This window comes from Amaricoccus tamworthensis, assembly GCF_049800875.1.
Lineage (GTDB): Bacteria > Pseudomonadota > Alphaproteobacteria > Rhodobacterales > Rhodobacteraceae > Amaricoccus > Amaricoccus tamworthensis.
The window spans coordinates 1-17,309 of sequence record NZ_JBNAFV010000032.1; the positions used below are offsets into that span (position 1 = coordinate 1).

The following is a 17,309-nucleotide window of genomic DNA, read 5'->3' on the forward strand; positions in this document are numbered from 1 at the left end:
GTAAGCGAAGTCCTGATCACACCTTCGGTTGATGGTTCCACGGCAGCAGTGCTTTGATGTTGGCCTGTCGGTGGCCGTTCACAATTGCGGTGAGGGTTTCGGTCAGCCAGGCGTGGGGATCGACGGCGTTGAGTTTGCAGGTCTCGATAAGGGACGCCATGATTGCCCAGTTTTGTGCTCCGGCATCATGACCCGCGAAGAGTGCGTTTTTCCTGTTTAGAGCGATGGGGCGGATTGTTCGCTCCACGGGGTTCGAGTCCATCTCGATGCGCCCGTCGGTCAGAAACAGGCAGAGGCCGTCCCAGTATTTGGCGATGTATTTCAGGGCTTCTCCAAGGGGCGATTTGGCTGACACCCGCGCACGGTTTGCCGTGAGCCATGTCCCGAATGCCTCAAGGGCGGGTTTGGAGCGCTCCTGTCTTGCAGCCAACCGCCTGGCGGGGCTTTCGCCGCGGACCTCTTTCTCGATCCTGTAGAGGGCGGTAATCTGTCGCAAACCCTCATCGGCGATCGGTGTGGTTCCAGTCCGGGCAACCTCGTGGAGCTTCCGCCTCGCATGCGCCCAGCAGTAGGCCAGCTGAATACCCTGTGACGGCCGCCTGATCAGCCGGTTGTAGCCGGCATACCCGTCAACCTGCAGAATGCCGCGGAAGTCCTGCAGTATCTGATCCGCATACTGGCCGGATCGTCCGGGCGCGTAAGTGAACGTGACACCGGGCGGATCATCTCCACCCCACGCCCGGTCGTCGCGGGCCAGCGCCCAGAAGTATCCGGTTTTCGTCTTTCCCCGGCCAGGATCAAGAACAGGGGCTCTGGTCTCATCCATGAACAGCTTCGGCGATTTTTTCAGGTCGGAGATCAGGGCATCAAAAACGGGTCGCAGCTCGAATGCCGCGCGACCAACCCAGTCAGCCAGTGTGGAGCGGTCAAGTTCAATCCCCTGACGTCCGTAGATCTGCGCCTGCCGGTACAGGGGCAGATGATCCGCGTATTTGCTGACGATCACATGGGCAATGGTGGCTTCGGTTGGCATGCCGCCCGGGATCAGGTGTGCCGGTGCGGCGGCCTGGACGATACCGTCCTCACAGGAACGGCAGGCATATTTCGGGCGTCGGGTCACAATCAGCCGGAACCGTGCCGGCACAATGTCCAGACGTTCACTCACGTCTTCGCCAATAACATGGCGTTCGGTACCGCAACGACAGATCGTGCTGTCCGGCTCGACCACCTCCTCAATGCGCGGCAGGTGTTTGGGCAGCGCCCCCCGGTTGGTTGCGCGCGGCTTTGAGGTCCGGGTTTGCGCACCCGCTGGATCAGCCTCACGTTCGGCTTCCACCTCAGCAATACCGGTCTCAAGATCTTCGAGGGCCAGTTCAAACTGGTCAGGATCGGATTTTTCGGATCTTCGTCCGAACAGGGCCTGTCTGAGGGATGCAACCAGAGTTTCCAGACGGTCATTCCGTTCACTCTGCGCCACGATCATGGCCTTGAGCGCATCCACGTCATCCGGAAGATCAGCCGTCGAAATCATGATCCCGGACTACCAAAACCAGTGCCCGGGGACCAGGGTAAAGGATGGTTTTTTACTCTGCCGCAGTCGGTGGACGGGCCGACAGGGCCTTCACTTTCCGCCAGTCCAGACCGCAGAACAGGGCCTCAAACTGCGCGTGGCTAAGTGACATCAGACCGTTTCGAACCGCAGGCCACGTGAAAGTCGTCTCCTCCAGCCGCTTGTACGTCATAACCAGTCCCGTCCCATCCCAGTAGAGCAGCTTCAGACGGTCCGCACGTTTCGAGCGGAACACAAAAACGGTTCCGGTGAACGGCTCCTTATGCAGTTCATTTTTTACCAGAGCCGCCAGTCCATTGTGGCCCTTGCGGAAATCCACCGGCTTCGTCGCCACAACAATCCGAACCCGTTGTGATGGGAAGATCATCCGGACCCGGACAGGGCACGAACAATCCCCGCTATCCGCTCGGGAGATGTATCAGCCCCCAGACGAACCGTGACATCGCCACAGAGGATCTCAACCGCATCACTGGACGCGGCGGGAGCCGGCGCGGTCACAGGCTCAACCACCAACGACGCAAACTCAAACTCCGCTCCGGCCAGATCCGGAACCGCCAGCCTGCCTTCCTTCGCCAGCCGACGCCACGCCGACAAATGATTTGGCAGCAGTTCGTGCCGCCGCGCCACTTCATTGACGGTAACACCCGGCACCAGTGTTTCGGCGACCACACGGCCCTTATAGGCATCAGACCAGCGCCGTTTCCCGGAAGGACCGACCATGACATCCATACGGCCAGTATCCTCCATATGGAGCGATATATCTCCTACCAACCCAGCCTCCAATTCCAATCTATACTCGGAAACGGACTCGCAGATCAGGAAGCCTTCAGGAAGGTGGGATCAAAACACCGCTTACCGTAATCTGGCCTCCGCTGTAGAAGGTTGAAGAGCAGCGCACGATAACCAGAGTCGCGTGCAAAGCACGGGTCGATGGCGTAATAGTCCGCTCCAAGCTGAATTAGAGGTTTCTTTCGTGCAGGCAGTGTCCGGTAGGGTGTTCCTGCATAATCACCCGGGGCGAAGAACTCGGTTTCTTCTCCGCGCCGATACGCCAAGTCCGCCAACAATGTTTGCGGCAGCGTCGTGTGACGGCTGACATTGGCAATGCCGCCACGAAACATATCATCTATCGCCCGCGCCGCAGCGTGCGCCTGTTCCGCATTAGCCTCAAGCCCAGCCTCCATGGCTTTTTCTTGAGGTCCGTCATGTACCAGTGCAAAGGCTTGCGCCGCCTCAAATTGTTTCTCCATTTCCATAATGGCATCGGCATGTCCGGAACGCGCCGCGTTTGCCATTGCCTGGAACCCTGCCGCGATATCGGCTGCACCGACGCCGTATACTTCATTCAGGATATCATCGTGAGGCGATAGAACGTAGCTGTAGAATTCTCCCTCCAAGACTTGGTAGCGGTTCCCGCGCAGGATGGCCCAATTCGATTTAGCGTGGAACTCAATATCAGCCGTATCTGGACCGAACACTCCGGTCTTCTTGTCCGCTGATGAGGCCATGGCGAAAAACATGGCCTGTTGTCGCAGGTGACGGCTCAAGTCAAAAAGCTCAGCGCATTGGGCTTCGTCAAACTTCACGTCCTGCGGGGCAACATCTGACGCCAGAACGGCGTGCACGTACTCCAACAAAAACTGATTCTCGCCGATCAGGTCGTCGTGGCCCTCGCCTTCGTCGCTCGCGTCGGTAGCGCTTTGGCCTGCCATCGCTTTCGTCATGTGCTGGGCATAAATATAGCCGAGCAGATCATGTGCAGGCATGGCGACAATCAGTGCGCGCATACGAGCGGCAGTGGCTTCCATCTCCCTCAGCAGAGACGCTGCGGCCTCTTTTCGTTTTTCTTCGTCAATCAATTTGCTCACCGAAAGTTTTTCTACCCGCTGTAGCGTCGCTGTATAGAGACTATTGAAGAATGGGGTAGCATACGAAGCCAAGCGAACGGTCATTCAAATCGTTCGCAGCGAACGTCTGCTCCCCGCTCGGACCACCGGTCTTAACTTCCGGCCCTGACCGGACCTTCATCGAGCCACTATGACGCCGCAGTGCAGCCCTTCAGAACGGGCTTTCGCTGCAGCGCAAATTCGCCGCGTGAAGACCGCGAATGGTAACGGCGAGCCCACAGCCGACCGCAATGCCGCCCAGTCTCCGGACCGTGCGAAGCGGCGCCGAGGCCGACGGCTCCGATGTTCCGCCGATTTTATTGGTTCGTGTTTGTGCAATGACATTGCAGAATGAATGCCCCGCTCTAAAGCTCAATCCAAGCGACGCCGGTCTCCGCAGACGCGATGCAGGCCGAAACGAACCGGACACCATCAAGGCCCTCGACAATTCCGGGCAGGAGCGTTGGCTCCCCTTTGTACTCTGCCGTAATCAGATCGGCCGCCTCGCGATAAAACGTCGCGAAGCCTTCGAGATAGCCCTCGGGATGACCCGCCGGAATTCTGATAACCGCCATTGCCGCCTCGGTTGCTCCGGCGCCGCCGCGGGTAATGATCTGGCGCGGCTGACCGAAGCGGCTAAAGGCCATCCGGTTGGGGTCTTCCTGCGCCCATTCGAGCCCGGCCTTATCGCCATAGACCCGGAGCCGCAATCCGTTTTCGTTGCCCACCGCCACCTGGCTGGCCCAGAGCATACCGCGCATTCCGCTCTCATATCTCATCAGAATATGGGCGTTGTCGTCCACCGGGCGGCCCGGCACGAAAGCCGACAAATCAGCCGCAAGGTGGCTGGGAGTTAGGCCGGTCACGAAATTTGCAAGGTTGAAGGCATGGGTGCCGATGTCGGCAATCGCGCCGCCCTTTCCGGAGCGTGTGGTGTCGGCGCGCCAGGCCGCCTGTTTGCCGTCGGAAGGTTCCGTCAGCCAGTCCTGCGCATATTCCACCTGCACCAGTCGAAGCGTGCCCAATTCTCCCGCCGCGACCATTTCGCGCGCCTGCCGGATCAGCGGATAGCCGGTGTAATTGTGGGTCAGGATGAAACGCTTGCCCGAGCGGTGTACTGCCGCCGCGATGGCCTCGGCGTCTTCTTCCGTCCCGGCCAGCGGCTTGTCACAAATCACGTGGATTCCGGCGTCGAGAAAGGCGATGGCGGGGCCTGCGTGCATGTGGTTCGGAGTCACGATGGCCACCGCGTCGATACCGTCGGCCCGGGCCGCTTCTGCTTGAGCCATTGTCTTGAAATCAGGGTAGCTGCGCACCGGATCGAGCCCGAGATCGGTCGCCGAAGCCGCCGCCCTCTCCGGGTCGGAACTGAGCGCACCGGCGACCAGATCCCAGCGCCCATCAAGTCGTGCCGCAAATCGGTGCACACCGCCGATGAACGCACCCTGGCCGCCGCCGACCATGCCCAATCTCAATCGTTTCATGATGCCACCCCAAGCATTTTCCGGATCGTCGCGGTGTGGGTCTCGCCCCCGGCAAAGTCGTCGAAAGCTTTGTCTGTGGCCTCGATGATGTGGCGGCGGATAAAGGGCGCGCCTTCGGCTGCACCCTGTTCGGACGATTTCAGGCAGCACTCCCATTCCAGCACCGCATAGCCGTCGTAGCCGTATTGGCAAAGGCGCGAGAAGATGCCCGCGAAATCCACCTGGCCATCGCCCAATGACCGGAAGCGCGCGGCGCGATCCGTCCAATCGGCATAACCCGAATAGACCCCTTGGCGGGCGGTCGGATTGAATTCGGCATCCTTGACATGAAAGGCGCAAATGCGGTCGTGATAGACGTCGATAAATCCAAGGTAGTCAAGCTGTTGCAGCAGGAAATGCGAGGGGTCGTAGTTGATCCGTGCGCGGTCATGATTGCCCGTTGCCTCGACGAAGCGCTCATAGGTGGCGCCGTCGAACAGATCCTCGCCTGGGTGGATTTCAAAGCCGATATCGACGCCTTGCTCCTCGTAGACGTCAAGAATCGGCCGCCAGCGGCGCGCGAGTTCCCCGAATGCCTCGTCGATCAGCCCCGGTGGACGCTGCGGCCAGGGATAGAGGTAGGGAAAGGCCAGCGAGCCGGAGAAACTGACAGTGGTATCAAGCCCCAGATTGCGCGCGGCTTTGGCGGCCATTTGCATCTGGTTCACGGCCCACGCCTGCCGCGCGCCGGGATCGCCGTGTACCGAGGCGGGCGCGAAAGCGTCGAAAGCCAGATCATAGGCCGGGTGAACCGCGACAAGCTGGCCTTGCAGATGTGTCGAGAGCTCACTGATCGCCACACCTGCATCGGCACAGATGCCCTTGACCTCGTCGCAATAGGCTTGGCTTGTGGCGGCCTTTTCGAGGTCGAAGAGACGGGTGTCGAAGGTCGGGATCTGGACCGCGTCATAGCCCAGCCCCGCGGCCCAGGCGGCGATGCCGCCCAGCGTGTCGAACGGCGCCGCATCCCCGGCAAACTGGGCAAGGAAGACCCCTGTACCTTTCATCGTGCTGGCCATTGTCTTGTCCCCTTGTAGGCGCCGTTCAAGACGCGAAGCTACTGAGCATCGTCAGGTGCCGGATCTCGACCGGACGAGCGAGCAACTCGCCCTGCCGATCGAACAGCGGCTTGAGATGCGGTTTGGTCATATGCTCGTCGAGATCCTGTTGTGTGCGCCAGTTTTCGTAGAAGACGAACACGCAAGGATCGCGGGCGTCGGCGTGGAAGTCGTAGTTCAGACATCCGGCCTCGGCCCGGGTGGGGGTAACCTGCGCGGCCAGGATCTCCTGCAATTCCGCGCGGGCCTCGGGTTTGGCGACGACAGTGCCGATGATCGTGCATCCGGGGTTTTTGGCGAGTGTCATGGCTCAGCTCCTTTTCTGGCTGAGCGCGACGGCCAGGATGATGATCCCGCCACGGGCGATCAGTTGCTGGCTGAACTCAAGCCCCATCAGGATCAGCCCGTTGTTGATCAGACCGATCATCAGCGCGCCGACAATGGTGCCGATCACGGTGCCGTAGCCGCCAAACAGGCTCGTGCCGCCCAGAACCGCCGCCGCGATGACGCTCAATTCGTCGCCTTCGCCCAGCTGGAACCGGCCCGACTGAAGCCGCCCGGCATAGAGCATGCCGGCCAGCGCCGCCGCCATGGACGACAAGATCAGCACCCGGAACTTGATCGAGCTGGTATCGATGCCGGAATAGCGAGCCGCCGTCTCGCCACCGCCGGTGGCCAGAACTCGGCGGCCAAAGCTGGTGCGCTTGAGAACGAAATGACCGATGACGCCCAGCACAACCATCCAGATCAACAGAACCGGAATGATGCCGATGGAGCCGCCACCAAAGAGCCAGGAATAGGCCGGTTCGATGATTGGCACGGCGGACGTGTCGCTGATCCACATGGCCACGCCCTTGGCGATGCCCATCATGGCCAATGTCGTCAGGAAGGACGGGATGCCGATGCGTGTGGTCAGAAGACCGTTGAACACGCCCACGGCGATGCCGGTGGCAAGCCCCGCACCGACGCCGAACATGATCCCGCCCACGTCGATCGCCATCGCCGTGGTGACCGAGGCAAGCCCCGCCACCGCGCCGACCGACAGGTCGATCTCACCGGCGCTGAGCACGAAGGTCATGGCAATCGCCATCACCGCGATCATCGCTGTCTGGCGCACGATGTTGAGCAGGTTGTTGGGGTTGAGGAACCCCTTGTCGTTCAGCGTCAGCGCAAAGATCAGAAAGATCACAGCGAAGCCGATATAGATGATGTTCTGGCGCCAGTTGGCCAGACCGAAGCGGGCCACTATGCCCGGCCCGGGGCTGAGGTTTTCACTGGTGGACATTGGCGTTTCCCTGATGTTTCAGGGCCTTCTGGATATGGAATTGCAGTTTTTGTTCCGCCGCCTGCAGCTGGTGCATGGTGTCGTCGGCGGGCAGGTCAGGGTCGTCGAGGTCGTGGCGCGGATAGGTGCCCGCGGCGCGGCCTTCACTCATCACCACGATGCGGTCGCAGGCGGTAAGCAGCTCGCTCAACTCGGACGAAATCATCAGCACCGCCTTGCCGGATTTCGCAAGATCGCGGACCAGCCGGATGATTTCCGACTTCGATCCAATGTCGATGCCCGCCGTCGGCTCGTCGAGGATCAGGATATCCGGATCCGCGGCCAGCCATTTGCCGATCACCACCTTCTGCTGGTTGCCGCCCGACAGCGTCGACACGGCATGATTGCGCGAGGCGGCCTTGATGCTGAGGTGCTTGATCTGGTGATCCGCGGTTTCGCGCACTGCCTTGGCGTTCATGAGCGACCCGCTCGAAAGCTGGTCCAGCACCGCCATCGAGACGTTGTCCGCCACTGAATGCGCACCAATGATGCCTTGGGTCGCGCGGGCCTCTGGGACCAGAGCAATGCGGGCGTCGATGGCGTCTTTGGGTTTGTGGATCTGGACCGGGGTGCCGGCCACGCGGATCTCCCCCGAAGCGACGGGATCGATCCCGGCAATCACCCGCGCCAGCGAAGACCGGCCGGAGCCCAGAAGCCCCGCCAGCCCCAAGACCTCGCCGCGATGAACGGTGAGGCTGATGTCATGGGGTTTGTGGGCACCGGAGACATTGACCAGTTCCAGCAGCGCCTCGCCCGGTTCCGCGGTTTCGCGCGCCACGTCACTCAGCCCCTTGGACCGCTTGCCGACGATATGTTCGATCATTGTGTCGATCGGCAGGTCGGACAGCGGCGCGGTAATCACGTGGCGGCCATCGCGCAGGATGGTGGCGCGGTCGGCAATGCGCGCGATTTCGTCCATGCGGTGGCTGACATAAATGATCGCCACGCCCTGAGACTTCAGCTTGCGCAGAAAGGTAAACAGCCGCTCGACATCCGACACCGACAGCGCGGTCGACGGCTCGTCCAGCACCAGGACGCGGGCGTCCTGGCTGATTGCCTTGACGATCTCGGTCAGCTGTTTCTGCCCGGCCCCCAGACCGCAAACCAGCGCCTTGGGGTTCACGTCGACCTCGAGCATTTCGAAGAGCTCCTTGGCCTTGCGCTCGGCCACGCGGTCGTCGATCAGGCCGGTGCCGGTCTTGGCTTCGCGGGTCAGATAGACGTTCTGGGCCACCGAGAGCGTCGGGATCAGGCTCATTTCCTGAAAGATCATCGCGACCCCGGCTTTCCGCGACGCCTCGGGCGACATCGCGGTAATTTTGGTACCACAGATCTCGATGGTGCCTTCGTGGGGGACATGGACCCCGTTAAGTACCTTCAGGATCGTCGACTTGCCGGCTCCATTGCCGCCCAGAAGCGCGTGGATCTCGCCCGGCTCGACCTGGAAATCCACGCCTTGGAGAGCCTTTACGCCACCGAAATGCTTGACGATGCCCCGCATGTCGACGGCATGGGGGGTGCCGGTCATGCCGGCACCGGGGATTTTGGGGCCGCTTTTTGGGTGGCTTCCACCTTGACCCATTGCTCGGTCTCGCCGGATTGGATCAACGCATCGGCCACCAGTTCAGTCAGGTAACCGTCTGCAAAGCTGGGCGAGGGCTGTTCGCCGCTGGCGATGGCCTTGAAGAAATCGTAGCACTCGATGATCTTGGTTTCCGAGTACCCGATACCCAGCGCCGGGATCGGCCAGAGGCCTTCGCCATAGGGATGCGCCGGGCCGGTATAGACGGTACGGAACCCGCGCGCGTCGCTTGGATCGTCGGCGAACATCACCTGCAACTCGTCTCGGCGTTCGTAGTTGAACAGGATCGAACCCTTTGTGCCGTGGATTTCCAGCGTGATGAAGTTGTTGCGGCCATAGCCGTTGCGCGTGGCCTCAAGCGAGCCGATGGCGCCGCTTTCGAACTTTAGCATCGATACGACCTCGTCATCGACATCCACATCGCCACGGGGAGCATCGGCGTTCTTTTCGCTGGCACCCAGCTTGTCGACACCGCCCGCCTGAAGGGGCCGGGTCTTGACATAGGTGGGCGTTAGCGCGCTGACCGCCGCAATCGGGCCAACGAGGTAATGTGCGAGGTCGACGACATGGGTGCCGATATCGCCAATCGCGCCCGATCCGGCGATCTTCTTCTGGAAGCGCCAGGACAGCGGGCCATCGGGATCGGCGGACCAGTCCTGAAGATAGGTGCCGCGGAAGTTCAGAATCTCTCCGATCCGGCCTTCGTCGATGTATTTCTTGGCCAGCGCCACGGCGGGCGTGCGGCGATAGTTGAAGGCGACCATATGGATGACACCGGCCTTTTCGACCGCGTCGAGCATCGCCTTGGCCTCTTCACCGCCACGCGCCAGAGGCTTTTCACAGATGATGTGTTTGCCGGCTTTTGCGGCGGCGATGGCGATTTCGGCATGGACGTTGTTGGGTGTGCAGATGTCGATCACGTCAATATCGTCACGGGCGATGACGGCGCGCCAGTCGGACGAGGCTTCGTCAAAGCCAAAGCGTTGACGCGCGGCTTCGGCCAGATCGTTGGTCACGTCGACCACCACCTTGCGGTGCGGAATGGCCGGGGCGGGCCAGAAGAACATCGGCATCGAGGCATAGGCCATGGCGTGGGCCTTGCCCATGAAACCGCCGCCGATCATGGCAATGTTGAGTGTCTTGGTCATGGTGGAACTCCGGGGTGAGGGGCTCAGGGGCCGTCGCATGAGAGGCGCCGCGGGGCCGTGCATTTCGAATGGAAGGAACGGGGGGGACCGGAAACCGCGCGGGTCACCGCCCCCCCTGTGTCAGTTCATGCTCTTCTGGATGTTGCGGGTGGCATCGGCCCGATAGACGGTCTGCCAGGCGTCCAGCAGGTTGTCCTTTTCGACCGGCAGTGCGGGCAGCGCGACGAAGGCAGGCGCCTCCTTGTCGAGCAGGGCATAGCCCGCCAGCGTGGCCTCGGCGACGCCCTGATCGAAAGGACGTTGCGCGCCCAGGCCTTTGACGAAGCCGCCCTGCGCCATGTTGATTGCCACGTTTTCACCAAGGTCGATGGTGGTGATGATCAAGTCATCGCGCCCGGCAACCCGTGCAGCGGAAATCACGCCCTCCGCAGGCACGTCCCAGACCGCCCAGATGCCGTCGATATCGGAGTTCGAGGTCAGCATGGCGCTGGCGACCTTGTCGGCGTCGCCGGTGAAGTCCGGACCACCGATGCCCTGTTCGGCCACGATCTCGATATTCGGGTAATCCGACGCGATGGTCGCCTTGAAGGCGTCATAGCGCTGGCGAGTCACGAAGAAATCCGCCGCATGATAGACCAGACCGATCTTGCCTTCCTCGCCCAGAGCCTTGGCCATCAGGTGCGCGGCGGCGACGCCATTTCCGTAATTGTCGGCTGACACAACCGAAACGTAATCCTCGCCTGCGGTCATGCCCGGCGGAGTGTTTTCCATAAACACGATCTTGACGCCTGCCGCTGCGGCAGCCTTGTAGGCGGCTGCGGTTGCGGCCGGATCGGTCGGCACCGACACGATGATGTCGGGCTGCTGGGCCATCACTGTTTCAATATCGGCCACTTGCTTTTCGGGCTTGAAGCCTGCGTCGGTGACGGCGATCACCTCGATGCCCAACTCGGCAAAGCGGTTGTGAAGCCCGTCGACCTGGGCCCGGCTCCAGTCATTTCCGCCGTAATGCATGATGATGGCTGCGGTGGCGTTCATCGCCTTGATCTGGTCGATTTCGGCGGCCGAAAGCACGAGGTCCGCGGCCGGGCTGGGATCTTCGCCATTGGGGCCTTTCGACAGGACCGTGGTTTGCAGCGCGGCAAGGGCTGCGTCGGGATCGGCAAAGGCCGGGGTTGTCAGCGTGGCGGTCGCCAGAAGCGCGGCAAGGGCCGTGCCTTTCAGGGTTGTCATCGGTTTCATTGGGTTTCTCCTCCAGGATTTCGGATCTTGTTGCGTCGTTTGGTTGCTTGGGTTTGTGGGGTCAGGCCGGTTCGAAGCTTTTTTCGAGATAGGCCATGCTCAGTTCGGCCCCGTCGCGCGGGTCGTCCCAGGCATCAAGCTCGACAGCCACCCAGCCGTCGAATTTGGTCTCACGCAGGGCCGCGATGATCGGTGCGCTGTCCAGATCGCCCCGGTCCAGCGGGGTGAAGGCGAAGGGCTCTTTCTGCCAGCCTTTCAGATGGACATAGGAAATCCGGTCGCGGTGTTCGCGGATCATCGCCGCCGGATCGCCGCCGCCCGCCGCCAGATGCGCCGTGTCGGGGCAGAAGTGGATCGAGGTTTCTGAAAAGATTTTGCGGACCTGTTCCGGGCTTTCGCCGATGGTCGACAGATGCGGATGGTAGTGTCCTTGCAGCCCGCGCTCGGCAGCGATGCCCGCCACTTTCTCAAGTGCGGCCGATAGCTTGCCGTAATCGCCGTCACGGATACCGTCGAAGCGTTTTGCCCCGCCGCCGACCACGAAATGCGGCGCGCCAAGCTCGGCTGTGCGGTCTGCGGCGCGGCTAATGCGGTCCAGTTCTTCGGGCAAGATTTCATCGTAAATGAAGTTGCCGCCGGAATAGGCCGCGACAAGGTTGAGCCCGGTGTCGTCCAGCAAGGCTCTGAAATCCTTGGCGGAATAGTCCAGCAAGTTGCCGTCGAACACTTCGACCGCCTGATAGCCCGCGGCGGCGATGTCGCGGAAGGCCACGGCCATGTCCGCGAATGTCCGATAGGTCAGTTCCGTGATCGACGTGACGCCGACCGCATTGCCGCCCAGCGGCCCCCAACAGTTCGCCTGATAGGCCAGTTTCCAGTCTTGCATGGGTTTCCCCTCCCGCGCCCCGTCGGGGGCTGTCTTGCGTTTGCGACCGGCCAGTCCGGTCTGCTGGGCCATAGCCTAAAGCTTTGAATCGAGCGTTGGTCAATATTTATTCGTCTTATGTTCATTATCTTTTGTTGTTTTTCCGCAAAACTAAGATGTTGCCCTGCGAAAGCGGACGGGCTATTTGTGGATCAGGAGAGGGAAATCGGCACGGATGCCCACGAAGAACCGCCAGATCAATGCAGGATTCGCCGAATCACGGGCGACCGGATGTGCCCGCTGGCGCCTTGCCTCGGGTACACGGATGAGGTCTTGATGAGCGGTGCCGCACAAAAGAACGGTGCCACCCGACGCGGCAAGGGACGCCCGCGCAACAGCGATGTGGCAGCGCCCAGCCTGACGACGATCCTCAACCTCGTGCGGTCCGGTCAGGCCACCACCCGGCAGGAGATCGAGCGCACCGGCGAGCTGGGGCGCGCCATCGTAACGGATCGACTGACCACGCTGACTGCACTCGACCTCGTGGACGAAAGCGAACTTGGCGTGGCCACCGGCGGACGCGCGCCGAGGCTGGTGCGGTTCAACGCCAATGCGGGTCTGGTGCTGGTTGCGACGCTCGACCAGACGGCGTTGGGTGTGGCGCTGTCGGATCTGTCGGGCAAATTGTTGATGGAACATCACGAGGCGCTCGACCTGAACGCCCCTGCCGAAGACACGCTGGGCCGTCTGGAAACGCTATTCGAGTGGATCCTCGAAAAGAACGCGCACGCGCAGAAGGTCTGGGGCATCGGTATTTCGGTGCCGACGCCGGTACCGGCCCACCATGGCGGGCTGTTGTCCACATCGCCGCCGATCCTGCCTGTCTGGGATGGCACGCCTTATGTCGAACGGCTGATCCAGACCTTCAAGGCGCCAGTCTGGCTGCGCAGTAGCGTCGAGACGATGGCGATGGGCGAAATTAGTGAAGGCGAGGCCTCGGATAGCGAGACCATGCTGTTTGTGAAGGTCGGCAAGCGTATCGGTGCGGGGCTTGTCGTCGACGGCCGGCTTTATCGGGGCGCACAGGGCGCAGCCGGGCTAATCGGCCAATTACCGGTCACGTCATCTGCCCGCTCCGGCCCGCTGGAACTACTTGCCGGCAGCGACACGATTGCACGGGAAGGCCGCACTGCAGCCAGCAATGGACAAAGCCGGTATTTGGCCGACATCCTTACACGTGGCGGCGACATCACCTCGATCGATGTCGGTCAGGCCGCACAGGCCGGCGACCCAACGGCGATGGAGATCATGTCGCGAAGCGGGCGTCTCATCGGACATGTGGTCGCCACGCTGGCCAACATGCTGAATCCCAGCCGGATCGTTTTGAGCGGATCGATCGCCCAGACCAATGACATCCTGCTCGCCGCGGTGCGCGAAGTCGTCTATGGCGAGTCGCACCCCCTGGTCACCCGCGACCTGAGCATCGCCGCATCAAGACTGGGCAGTTCGGCAGGCCTTGTCGGCGGGGCGGCGGTCGTGGTGGATGCCCTGTTCGATCCGGAATTCCTGCGCAGCTGGATCACCCGCGGCACGCCGATCTCCTCGCCGCAGTTCGAAACGGTGCTGGACGTCACCCGCGCAGCACTGGAAAACGCCACGGCAGATGCCAAAGACCTGCAGTCGCCGCCGGCCGCGAAACCGCCCCCCCCCCAAACCAACCTAAAGACCAGGGATAGCGACGCATGACCGGTGCCTCCGACAAGATCATTTCCGGATTGGGGCCACACGGCGAACGCGCGGCGGCCCCCAGCCGGATCACGCTTTCGGACGCAGATATCGCAGCCGCCCAGGACCTCGGCCTTTCGGTTGCCGTCGTGATCCATACGCTTGATAGCGACTGGTCGCGGCAGTCGATGGCGGGCATCGTCGGGACCTTGGAGCAATGCGGCGCCACGGTTCGAGAGGTCGTCGACTGCAACTTCGACCCAAACGCCCAGATTGCTGCGCTTAACCACCTGAGCCGTGAGCCGGTTGACGCCGTTGTGTCCATCCCGGTCGCCAATGCTGCGGTCGCCGAGGCGCACCGCAACGTTGCCAGAACAGGCAAGCGATTGATCCTGCACGATAACGTTCCCACCGGGTTGTTGCCGGGGCGGGACTATACCTCGCTGGTCTCGGCGGATAATTTCGGCCTTGGGCTGATCGGCGCAGAACTCCTGTCGCCGCATGTACCCAAAAATCGGCAGGTTGGCATCCTGACCTACGGCGTCGATTTCTTTGCCACCAATGAGCGCGAGATCGCATTTGCCCGCTGGATCAAGGCAAACCGGCCCGATCTCACGGTGCACACAAGACGTTTCGCCTCGCTGGAGACCACCGGGCAGACCACCGAGGCCCTTGTCGAGGAGTTTCAAGATCTGGCCGGGCTTTTCGTGGTTTGGGATGTTCCGGCAATGGAGGCCATCCGGGTCTTAGATCAAAGGGGCGCCGACGTACCTGTCACGACGGTCGATCTGGGGCGCGAGGTCGCCATCGACATGGCTGGCGGCGGCAGAACCGTCGGAATCGCCGCGCAGCAGCCTTATGCCCAGGGTTTGGCCGTCGCTCAGACAACCATTCTGTCATTGCTCGGCTTACCGGTTCCCGGCTGGACCGCACTTCCAGGCGTGTCGGTGACGACGTCTAACCTCGTAGAAAGCTATCAAATGGTCTGGAATACGGAAGCTCCTGACGAAGTTCTGAAACTCAAGCGCGGATTGTCTTAGGTTTGGGACCCTGGAACCATTTCGTCCTCGGACGTGGCCTGCGCAGGTATTTCGCATGATTGACACGCCTTGATGCTGGCGCTGAAGGGATCCATCCCGCGTCATATCATCGAGCTGTGCGTATTCCGCGACCGGCATACGCACGATAGCACGGGCGTCGACCGTGAAACGTAATATTGCACCAGAAACGAATGTCAGCTTCTGACAGCCGAGCGTGACGCGCTCGCAACTGCAGCAAATGGCTGCTTCCCGCCCGGACCATCGGTCTTAACTTCCGGCCCTGAGCTGCCGTTCACCGGCCAGCATATCGCCGCAGCGCGGCATGCCCGGACCGGCCGTTCATTGCACGTTGCAGCATCATGCGGCAGGCTTGCTGCCACGATCGGCGACTAAATCGCTTTTCCCGACCCAGCGACATTGCCATGCCCAAAGATTGCCCGGCAGTCCGCAAAGAACGGCTCCCCATTTTCAGTCAGCTGCGTCGTGACGTAGCGCACCATTGCCTGGGGGCTTTCAGTCGGATCGTTCTGGACATGCTGCGTCCTCCACGGCCCGATCGCAGGCTCTATCCCAAACTTCGCAAAGGCGCCGGTACTTTTCGGCCATTTCGGTGACGGCCTCGCCGTCGCTGATCCGGCCGGCCAACCAGTTGCGGGCCGGGTCGCCGAAAATCGTGCGGCCTACGGCGAAGCCTTTCACGAGCGGCTGGCGGGCCGCAAGCTCAAAGCTGGCGGCAAGTTCGGCTTCCGGGGCGTCAAGGCCCAGGATGACGATGCCGCGCGTACGGGGGTCATTGCGCTCGATGGCCTCGACGGCCTTTTCCCAGGCGCCGTCGGTTTTGAAGGGTTCGAGTTTCCACCAGTCTGGGTAGACGCCCGCGTCGTAGAAGCGCTGGATGACTTTGGGTGTGGTGTCGTCGTCGACCGGGCCGACTTTTGACGGGATCACCTCCAGCAGGAATTCCAGCCGGTTGCGGCGCGCCGCGGTGAAAAGGCGGGTGACGGTGGCGATATGGTCGTCCCAGATCTCCGCGCTGTCATCGGGGTGGCAGAAGACCAGCACCTTCACGACGTTTTCGCGGGCCCATTCGCCCAGTTTGCCGCAGTCCGGGCCGAGTTCGGGCTCGAGGGTCAGCGGGCGGGAACCGGGCCATTCGGTCGGGCGGCCGATCCAGAGACCGGTGCCGCTGGCCCGGTGCAGGGCGCTGCGGCCGATGCGGCTGTCGCAGAGGATGCCGTAGCCGGGTTGGCCGTCGGCCACGCCCAGTGCCGCGTCGAGGCAGAGCTCCTTGAAGGCCGCGCCCTTTTCCGGGGTGTAGCCGGGCATTTCCTCGAACTGGAGGCGGTGGTCGAAGGCGAAGGTGCGCACGGTGGAGAAGTCGCCGCCATGTTCGTGGTGGCGGTTCGTGGCCCAGTGGACCTGTTCCAGTTCCGCGTCGTGGCGCAGGTCGGGGCGCTGGATGCCGCGGTCGAAGAAATACTGAAGCTCGTCCCAGCTTGGGTAGGCCGGCGTGCAGCCGTGGCGGCTAACGGCGAAGGCGCCACAGGCGTTGGCGTATTTGAGTGCGGTGGGCCAGTTTTCTCCGTCGAGCCAGCCTTTGAGGAGGCCGGACATGAAGCCGTCGCCGGCGCCCAGGACGTTGAAGACCTCGATGGGGAAGCCGGGACCGGCCTCGCCATCGTCGAGGCTGGCGGGGATGTCGCCGGTGATGGCGACGGCGCCCATGGGGCCGCGTTTGCAGACCAGCGTTGCATTGGACACGGCGCGGACGGCGCGGAGGGCCTCCAGTGTGTCGGTGGAGCCGCCCGCGATGTGGAATTCCTCCTCGGTGCCGACGATGAGGTCGAAGAGTTGCAGGTGGCTTTGCAGCTTGGCGGTGACGGCCCCGCTCTCGACAAAGCGGCTCTCGCCGTCGCCGTGGCCTGCAACGCCCCAGAGGTTGGGGCGGTAGTCGATGTCGAGCGCGGTCTGGCAGCCGTGTTTGCGGGCGAGGTGCAGGGCCTTCAGCACCGCGGCCTCGGTGCGCGGGTGGCTGAGATGGGTGCCGGTGGCGACGACCGCACGGGCGGAGGCGATGAAGTCCTCGTCCACGTCATCCTCACACAGCGCCATGTCGGCACAGTTTTCGCGGTAGAAGATCAGCGGAAAGCGCTCCTGGTCGCGGATGCCGAGGATCACGAGCGCGGTCAGGCGGTCGGGATCGGTTTTCACGCCCTGGGTGTCGACGCCGTGGCGGGCGAGTTCCTCGAGGATGAAGCGGCCCATGTGCTCATCACCCACGCGGCTGAGAAGGGCGGAGCGCATGCCGAGGCGGGCGGTGCCGCAGGCCATGTTGGTGGGGCTGCC

Annotated in this window: 15 protein-coding genes; 2 read left to right on the plus strand and 13 right to left on the minus strand. The window is 62.2% G+C overall.

Annotated features, from left to right (window positions below; translation table 11 throughout):
- Positions 1-16 precede the first annotated feature (16 nt).
- From tnpC to ACP15P_RS22805, 12 genes are all read right to left on the minus strand, one after another.
- On the minus strand, positions 17-1,531 hold the full coding sequence (tnpC, locus tag ACP15P_RS22750; protein ID WP_424928841.1) for an IS66 family transposase: 1,515 nt from the start codon (positions 1,529-1,531) through the stop codon (positions 17-19).
- A 52-nt stretch (positions 1,532-1,583) separates the two neighbouring features.
- Positions 1,584-1,937: an IS66 family insertion sequence element accessory protein TnpB gene (tnpB, locus tag ACP15P_RS22755; RefSeq protein WP_424928840.1), complete on the minus strand. Its 354-nt coding sequence runs from the start codon at positions 1,935-1,937 to the stop codon at positions 1,584-1,586.
- On the minus strand, positions 1,934-2,317 hold the full coding sequence (gene tnpA, locus ACP15P_RS22760; protein ID WP_424928839.1) for an IS66-like element accessory protein TnpA: 384 nt from the start codon (positions 2,315-2,317) through the stop codon (positions 1,934-1,936). Before tnpA ends, tnpB begins: the two co-directional genes overlap by 4 nt.
- A gap of 68 nt (positions 2,318-2,385) precedes the next feature.
- Positions 2,386-3,522, minus strand: a complete 1,137-nt coding sequence (locus ACP15P_RS22765; protein ID WP_424930737.1) for a hypothetical protein — start codon at positions 3,520-3,522, stop codon at positions 2,386-2,388.
- Positions 3,523-3,821: 299 nt separating this feature from the next.
- Positions 3,822-4,940 (minus strand): Gfo/Idh/MocA family protein, encoded by a 1,119-nt coding sequence (locus tag ACP15P_RS22770; RefSeq protein WP_424930738.1) that lies wholly within the window; start codon positions 4,938-4,940, stop codon positions 3,822-3,824.
- A complete protein-coding gene (locus ACP15P_RS22775; protein ID WP_424930739.1) occupies positions 4,937-5,998 on the minus strand; it encodes a sugar phosphate isomerase/epimerase family protein in 1,062 nt (353 codons plus the stop codon). The genes ACP15P_RS22770 and ACP15P_RS22775 overlap by 4 nt, the downstream gene beginning before the upstream one ends.
- Before the next feature lie 25 nt (positions 5,999-6,023).
- Complete coding sequence (locus ACP15P_RS22780) at positions 6,024-6,344, minus strand: putative quinol monooxygenase (RefSeq protein ID WP_424930740.1); 321 nt, start codon at positions 6,342-6,344, stop codon at positions 6,024-6,026.
- A gap of 3 nt (positions 6,345-6,347) precedes the next feature.
- Positions 6,348-7,322 carry an ABC transporter permease gene (locus tag ACP15P_RS22785; RefSeq protein ID WP_424930741.1) on the minus strand — a complete coding sequence of 325 codons (975 nt, stop codon included), beginning with the start codon at positions 7,320-7,322 and terminating at the stop codon, positions 6,348-6,350.
- Positions 7,309-8,889, minus strand: coding sequence for a sugar ABC transporter ATP-binding protein (locus ACP15P_RS22790; protein ID WP_424930742.1), 1,581 nt, complete (start codon positions 8,887-8,889; stop codon positions 7,309-7,311). The genes ACP15P_RS22785 and ACP15P_RS22790 overlap by 14 nt, the downstream gene beginning before the upstream one ends.
- The gene (locus ACP15P_RS22795) at positions 8,886-10,091 is read right to left on the minus strand and encodes a levoglucosan dehydrogenase (RefSeq protein ID WP_424930743.1); all 1,206 of its coding nucleotides are present in this window, start codon (positions 10,089-10,091) and stop codon (positions 8,886-8,888) included. The genes ACP15P_RS22790 and ACP15P_RS22795 overlap by 4 nt, the downstream gene beginning before the upstream one ends.
- A gap of 120 nt (positions 10,092-10,211) precedes the next feature.
- On the minus strand, positions 10,212-11,333 hold the full coding sequence (locus ACP15P_RS22800; RefSeq protein ID WP_424930744.1) for a substrate-binding domain-containing protein: 1,122 nt from the start codon (positions 11,331-11,333) through the stop codon (positions 10,212-10,214).
- 61 nt (positions 11,334-11,394) lie between these two features.
- Positions 11,395-12,219, minus strand: a complete 825-nt coding sequence (locus ACP15P_RS22805) for a sugar phosphate isomerase/epimerase family protein (protein ID WP_424930745.1) — start codon at positions 12,217-12,219, stop codon at positions 11,395-11,397.
- Positions 12,220-12,534: 315 nt separating this feature from the next.
- Between ACP15P_RS22805 and ACP15P_RS22810 the strand changes: the two genes are divergently transcribed.
- Positions 12,535-13,944, plus strand: coding sequence for an ROK family protein (locus tag ACP15P_RS22810; protein WP_424930746.1), 1,410 nt, complete (start codon positions 12,535-12,537; stop codon positions 13,942-13,944).
- The gene (locus tag ACP15P_RS22815; protein ID WP_424930747.1) at positions 13,941-14,963 is read left to right on the plus strand and encodes a substrate-binding domain-containing protein; all 1,023 of its coding nucleotides are present in this window, start codon (positions 13,941-13,943) and stop codon (positions 14,961-14,963) included. Before ACP15P_RS22810 ends, ACP15P_RS22815 begins: the two co-directional genes overlap by 4 nt.
- Before the next feature lie 513 nt (positions 14,964-15,476).
- Here ACP15P_RS22815 and ACP15P_RS22820 read toward each other — a convergent pair.
- On the minus strand, positions 15,477-17,309 hold a 1,833-nt coding region (locus ACP15P_RS22820), incomplete at its 5' end, for a bifunctional 5-dehydro-2-deoxygluconokinase/5-dehydro-2-deoxyphosphogluconate aldolase (protein WP_424930748.1).

Coding starts and splice junctions, on each gene's coding strand:
- tnpC (WP_424928841.1), bottom strand. CDS start 1,531: ATGATTTCGACGGCTGATCTTCCGGATGACGTGGATGCGCTCAAGGCC.
- tnpB (WP_424928840.1), bottom strand. CDS start 1,937: ATGATCTTCCCATCACAACGGGTTCGGATTGTTGTGGCGACGAAGCCG.
- tnpA (WP_424928839.1), bottom strand. CDS start 2,317: ATGGAGGATACTGGCCGTATGGATGTCATGGTCGGTCCTTCCGGGAAA.
- ACP15P_RS22765 (WP_424930737.1), bottom strand. CDS start 3,522: ATGACCGTTCGCTTGGCTTCGTATGCTACCCCATTCTTCAATAGTCTC.
- ACP15P_RS22770 (WP_424930738.1), bottom strand. CDS start 4,940: ATGAAACGATTGAGATTGGGCATGGTCGGCGGCGGCCAGGGTGCGTTC.
- ACP15P_RS22775 (WP_424930739.1), bottom strand. CDS start 5,998: ATGGCCAGCACGATGAAAGGTACAGGGGTCTTCCTTGCCCAGTTTGCC.
- ACP15P_RS22780 (WP_424930740.1), bottom strand. CDS start 6,344: ATGACACTCGCCAAAAACCCCGGATGCACGATCATCGGCACTGTCGTC.
- ACP15P_RS22785 (WP_424930741.1), bottom strand. CDS start 7,322: ATGTCCACCAGTGAAAACCTCAGCCCCGGGCCGGGCATAGTGGCCCGC.
- ACP15P_RS22790 (WP_424930742.1), bottom strand. CDS start 8,889: ATGACCGGCACCCCCCATGCCGTCGACATGCGGGGCATCGTCAAGCAT.
- ACP15P_RS22795 (WP_424930743.1), bottom strand. CDS start 10,091: ATGACCAAGACACTCAACATTGCCATGATCGGCGGCGGTTTCATGGGC.
- ACP15P_RS22800 (WP_424930744.1), bottom strand. CDS start 11,333: ATGAAACCGATGACAACCCTGAAAGGCACGGCCCTTGCCGCGCTTCTG.
- ACP15P_RS22805 (WP_424930745.1), bottom strand. CDS start 12,219: ATGCAAGACTGGAAACTGGCCTATCAGGCGAACTGTTGGGGGCCGCTG.
- ACP15P_RS22810 (WP_424930746.1), top strand. CDS start 12,535: ATGAGCGGTGCCGCACAAAAGAACGGTGCCACCCGACGCGGCAAGGGA.
- ACP15P_RS22815 (WP_424930747.1), top strand. CDS start 13,941: ATGACCGGTGCCTCCGACAAGATCATTTCCGGATTGGGGCCACACGGC.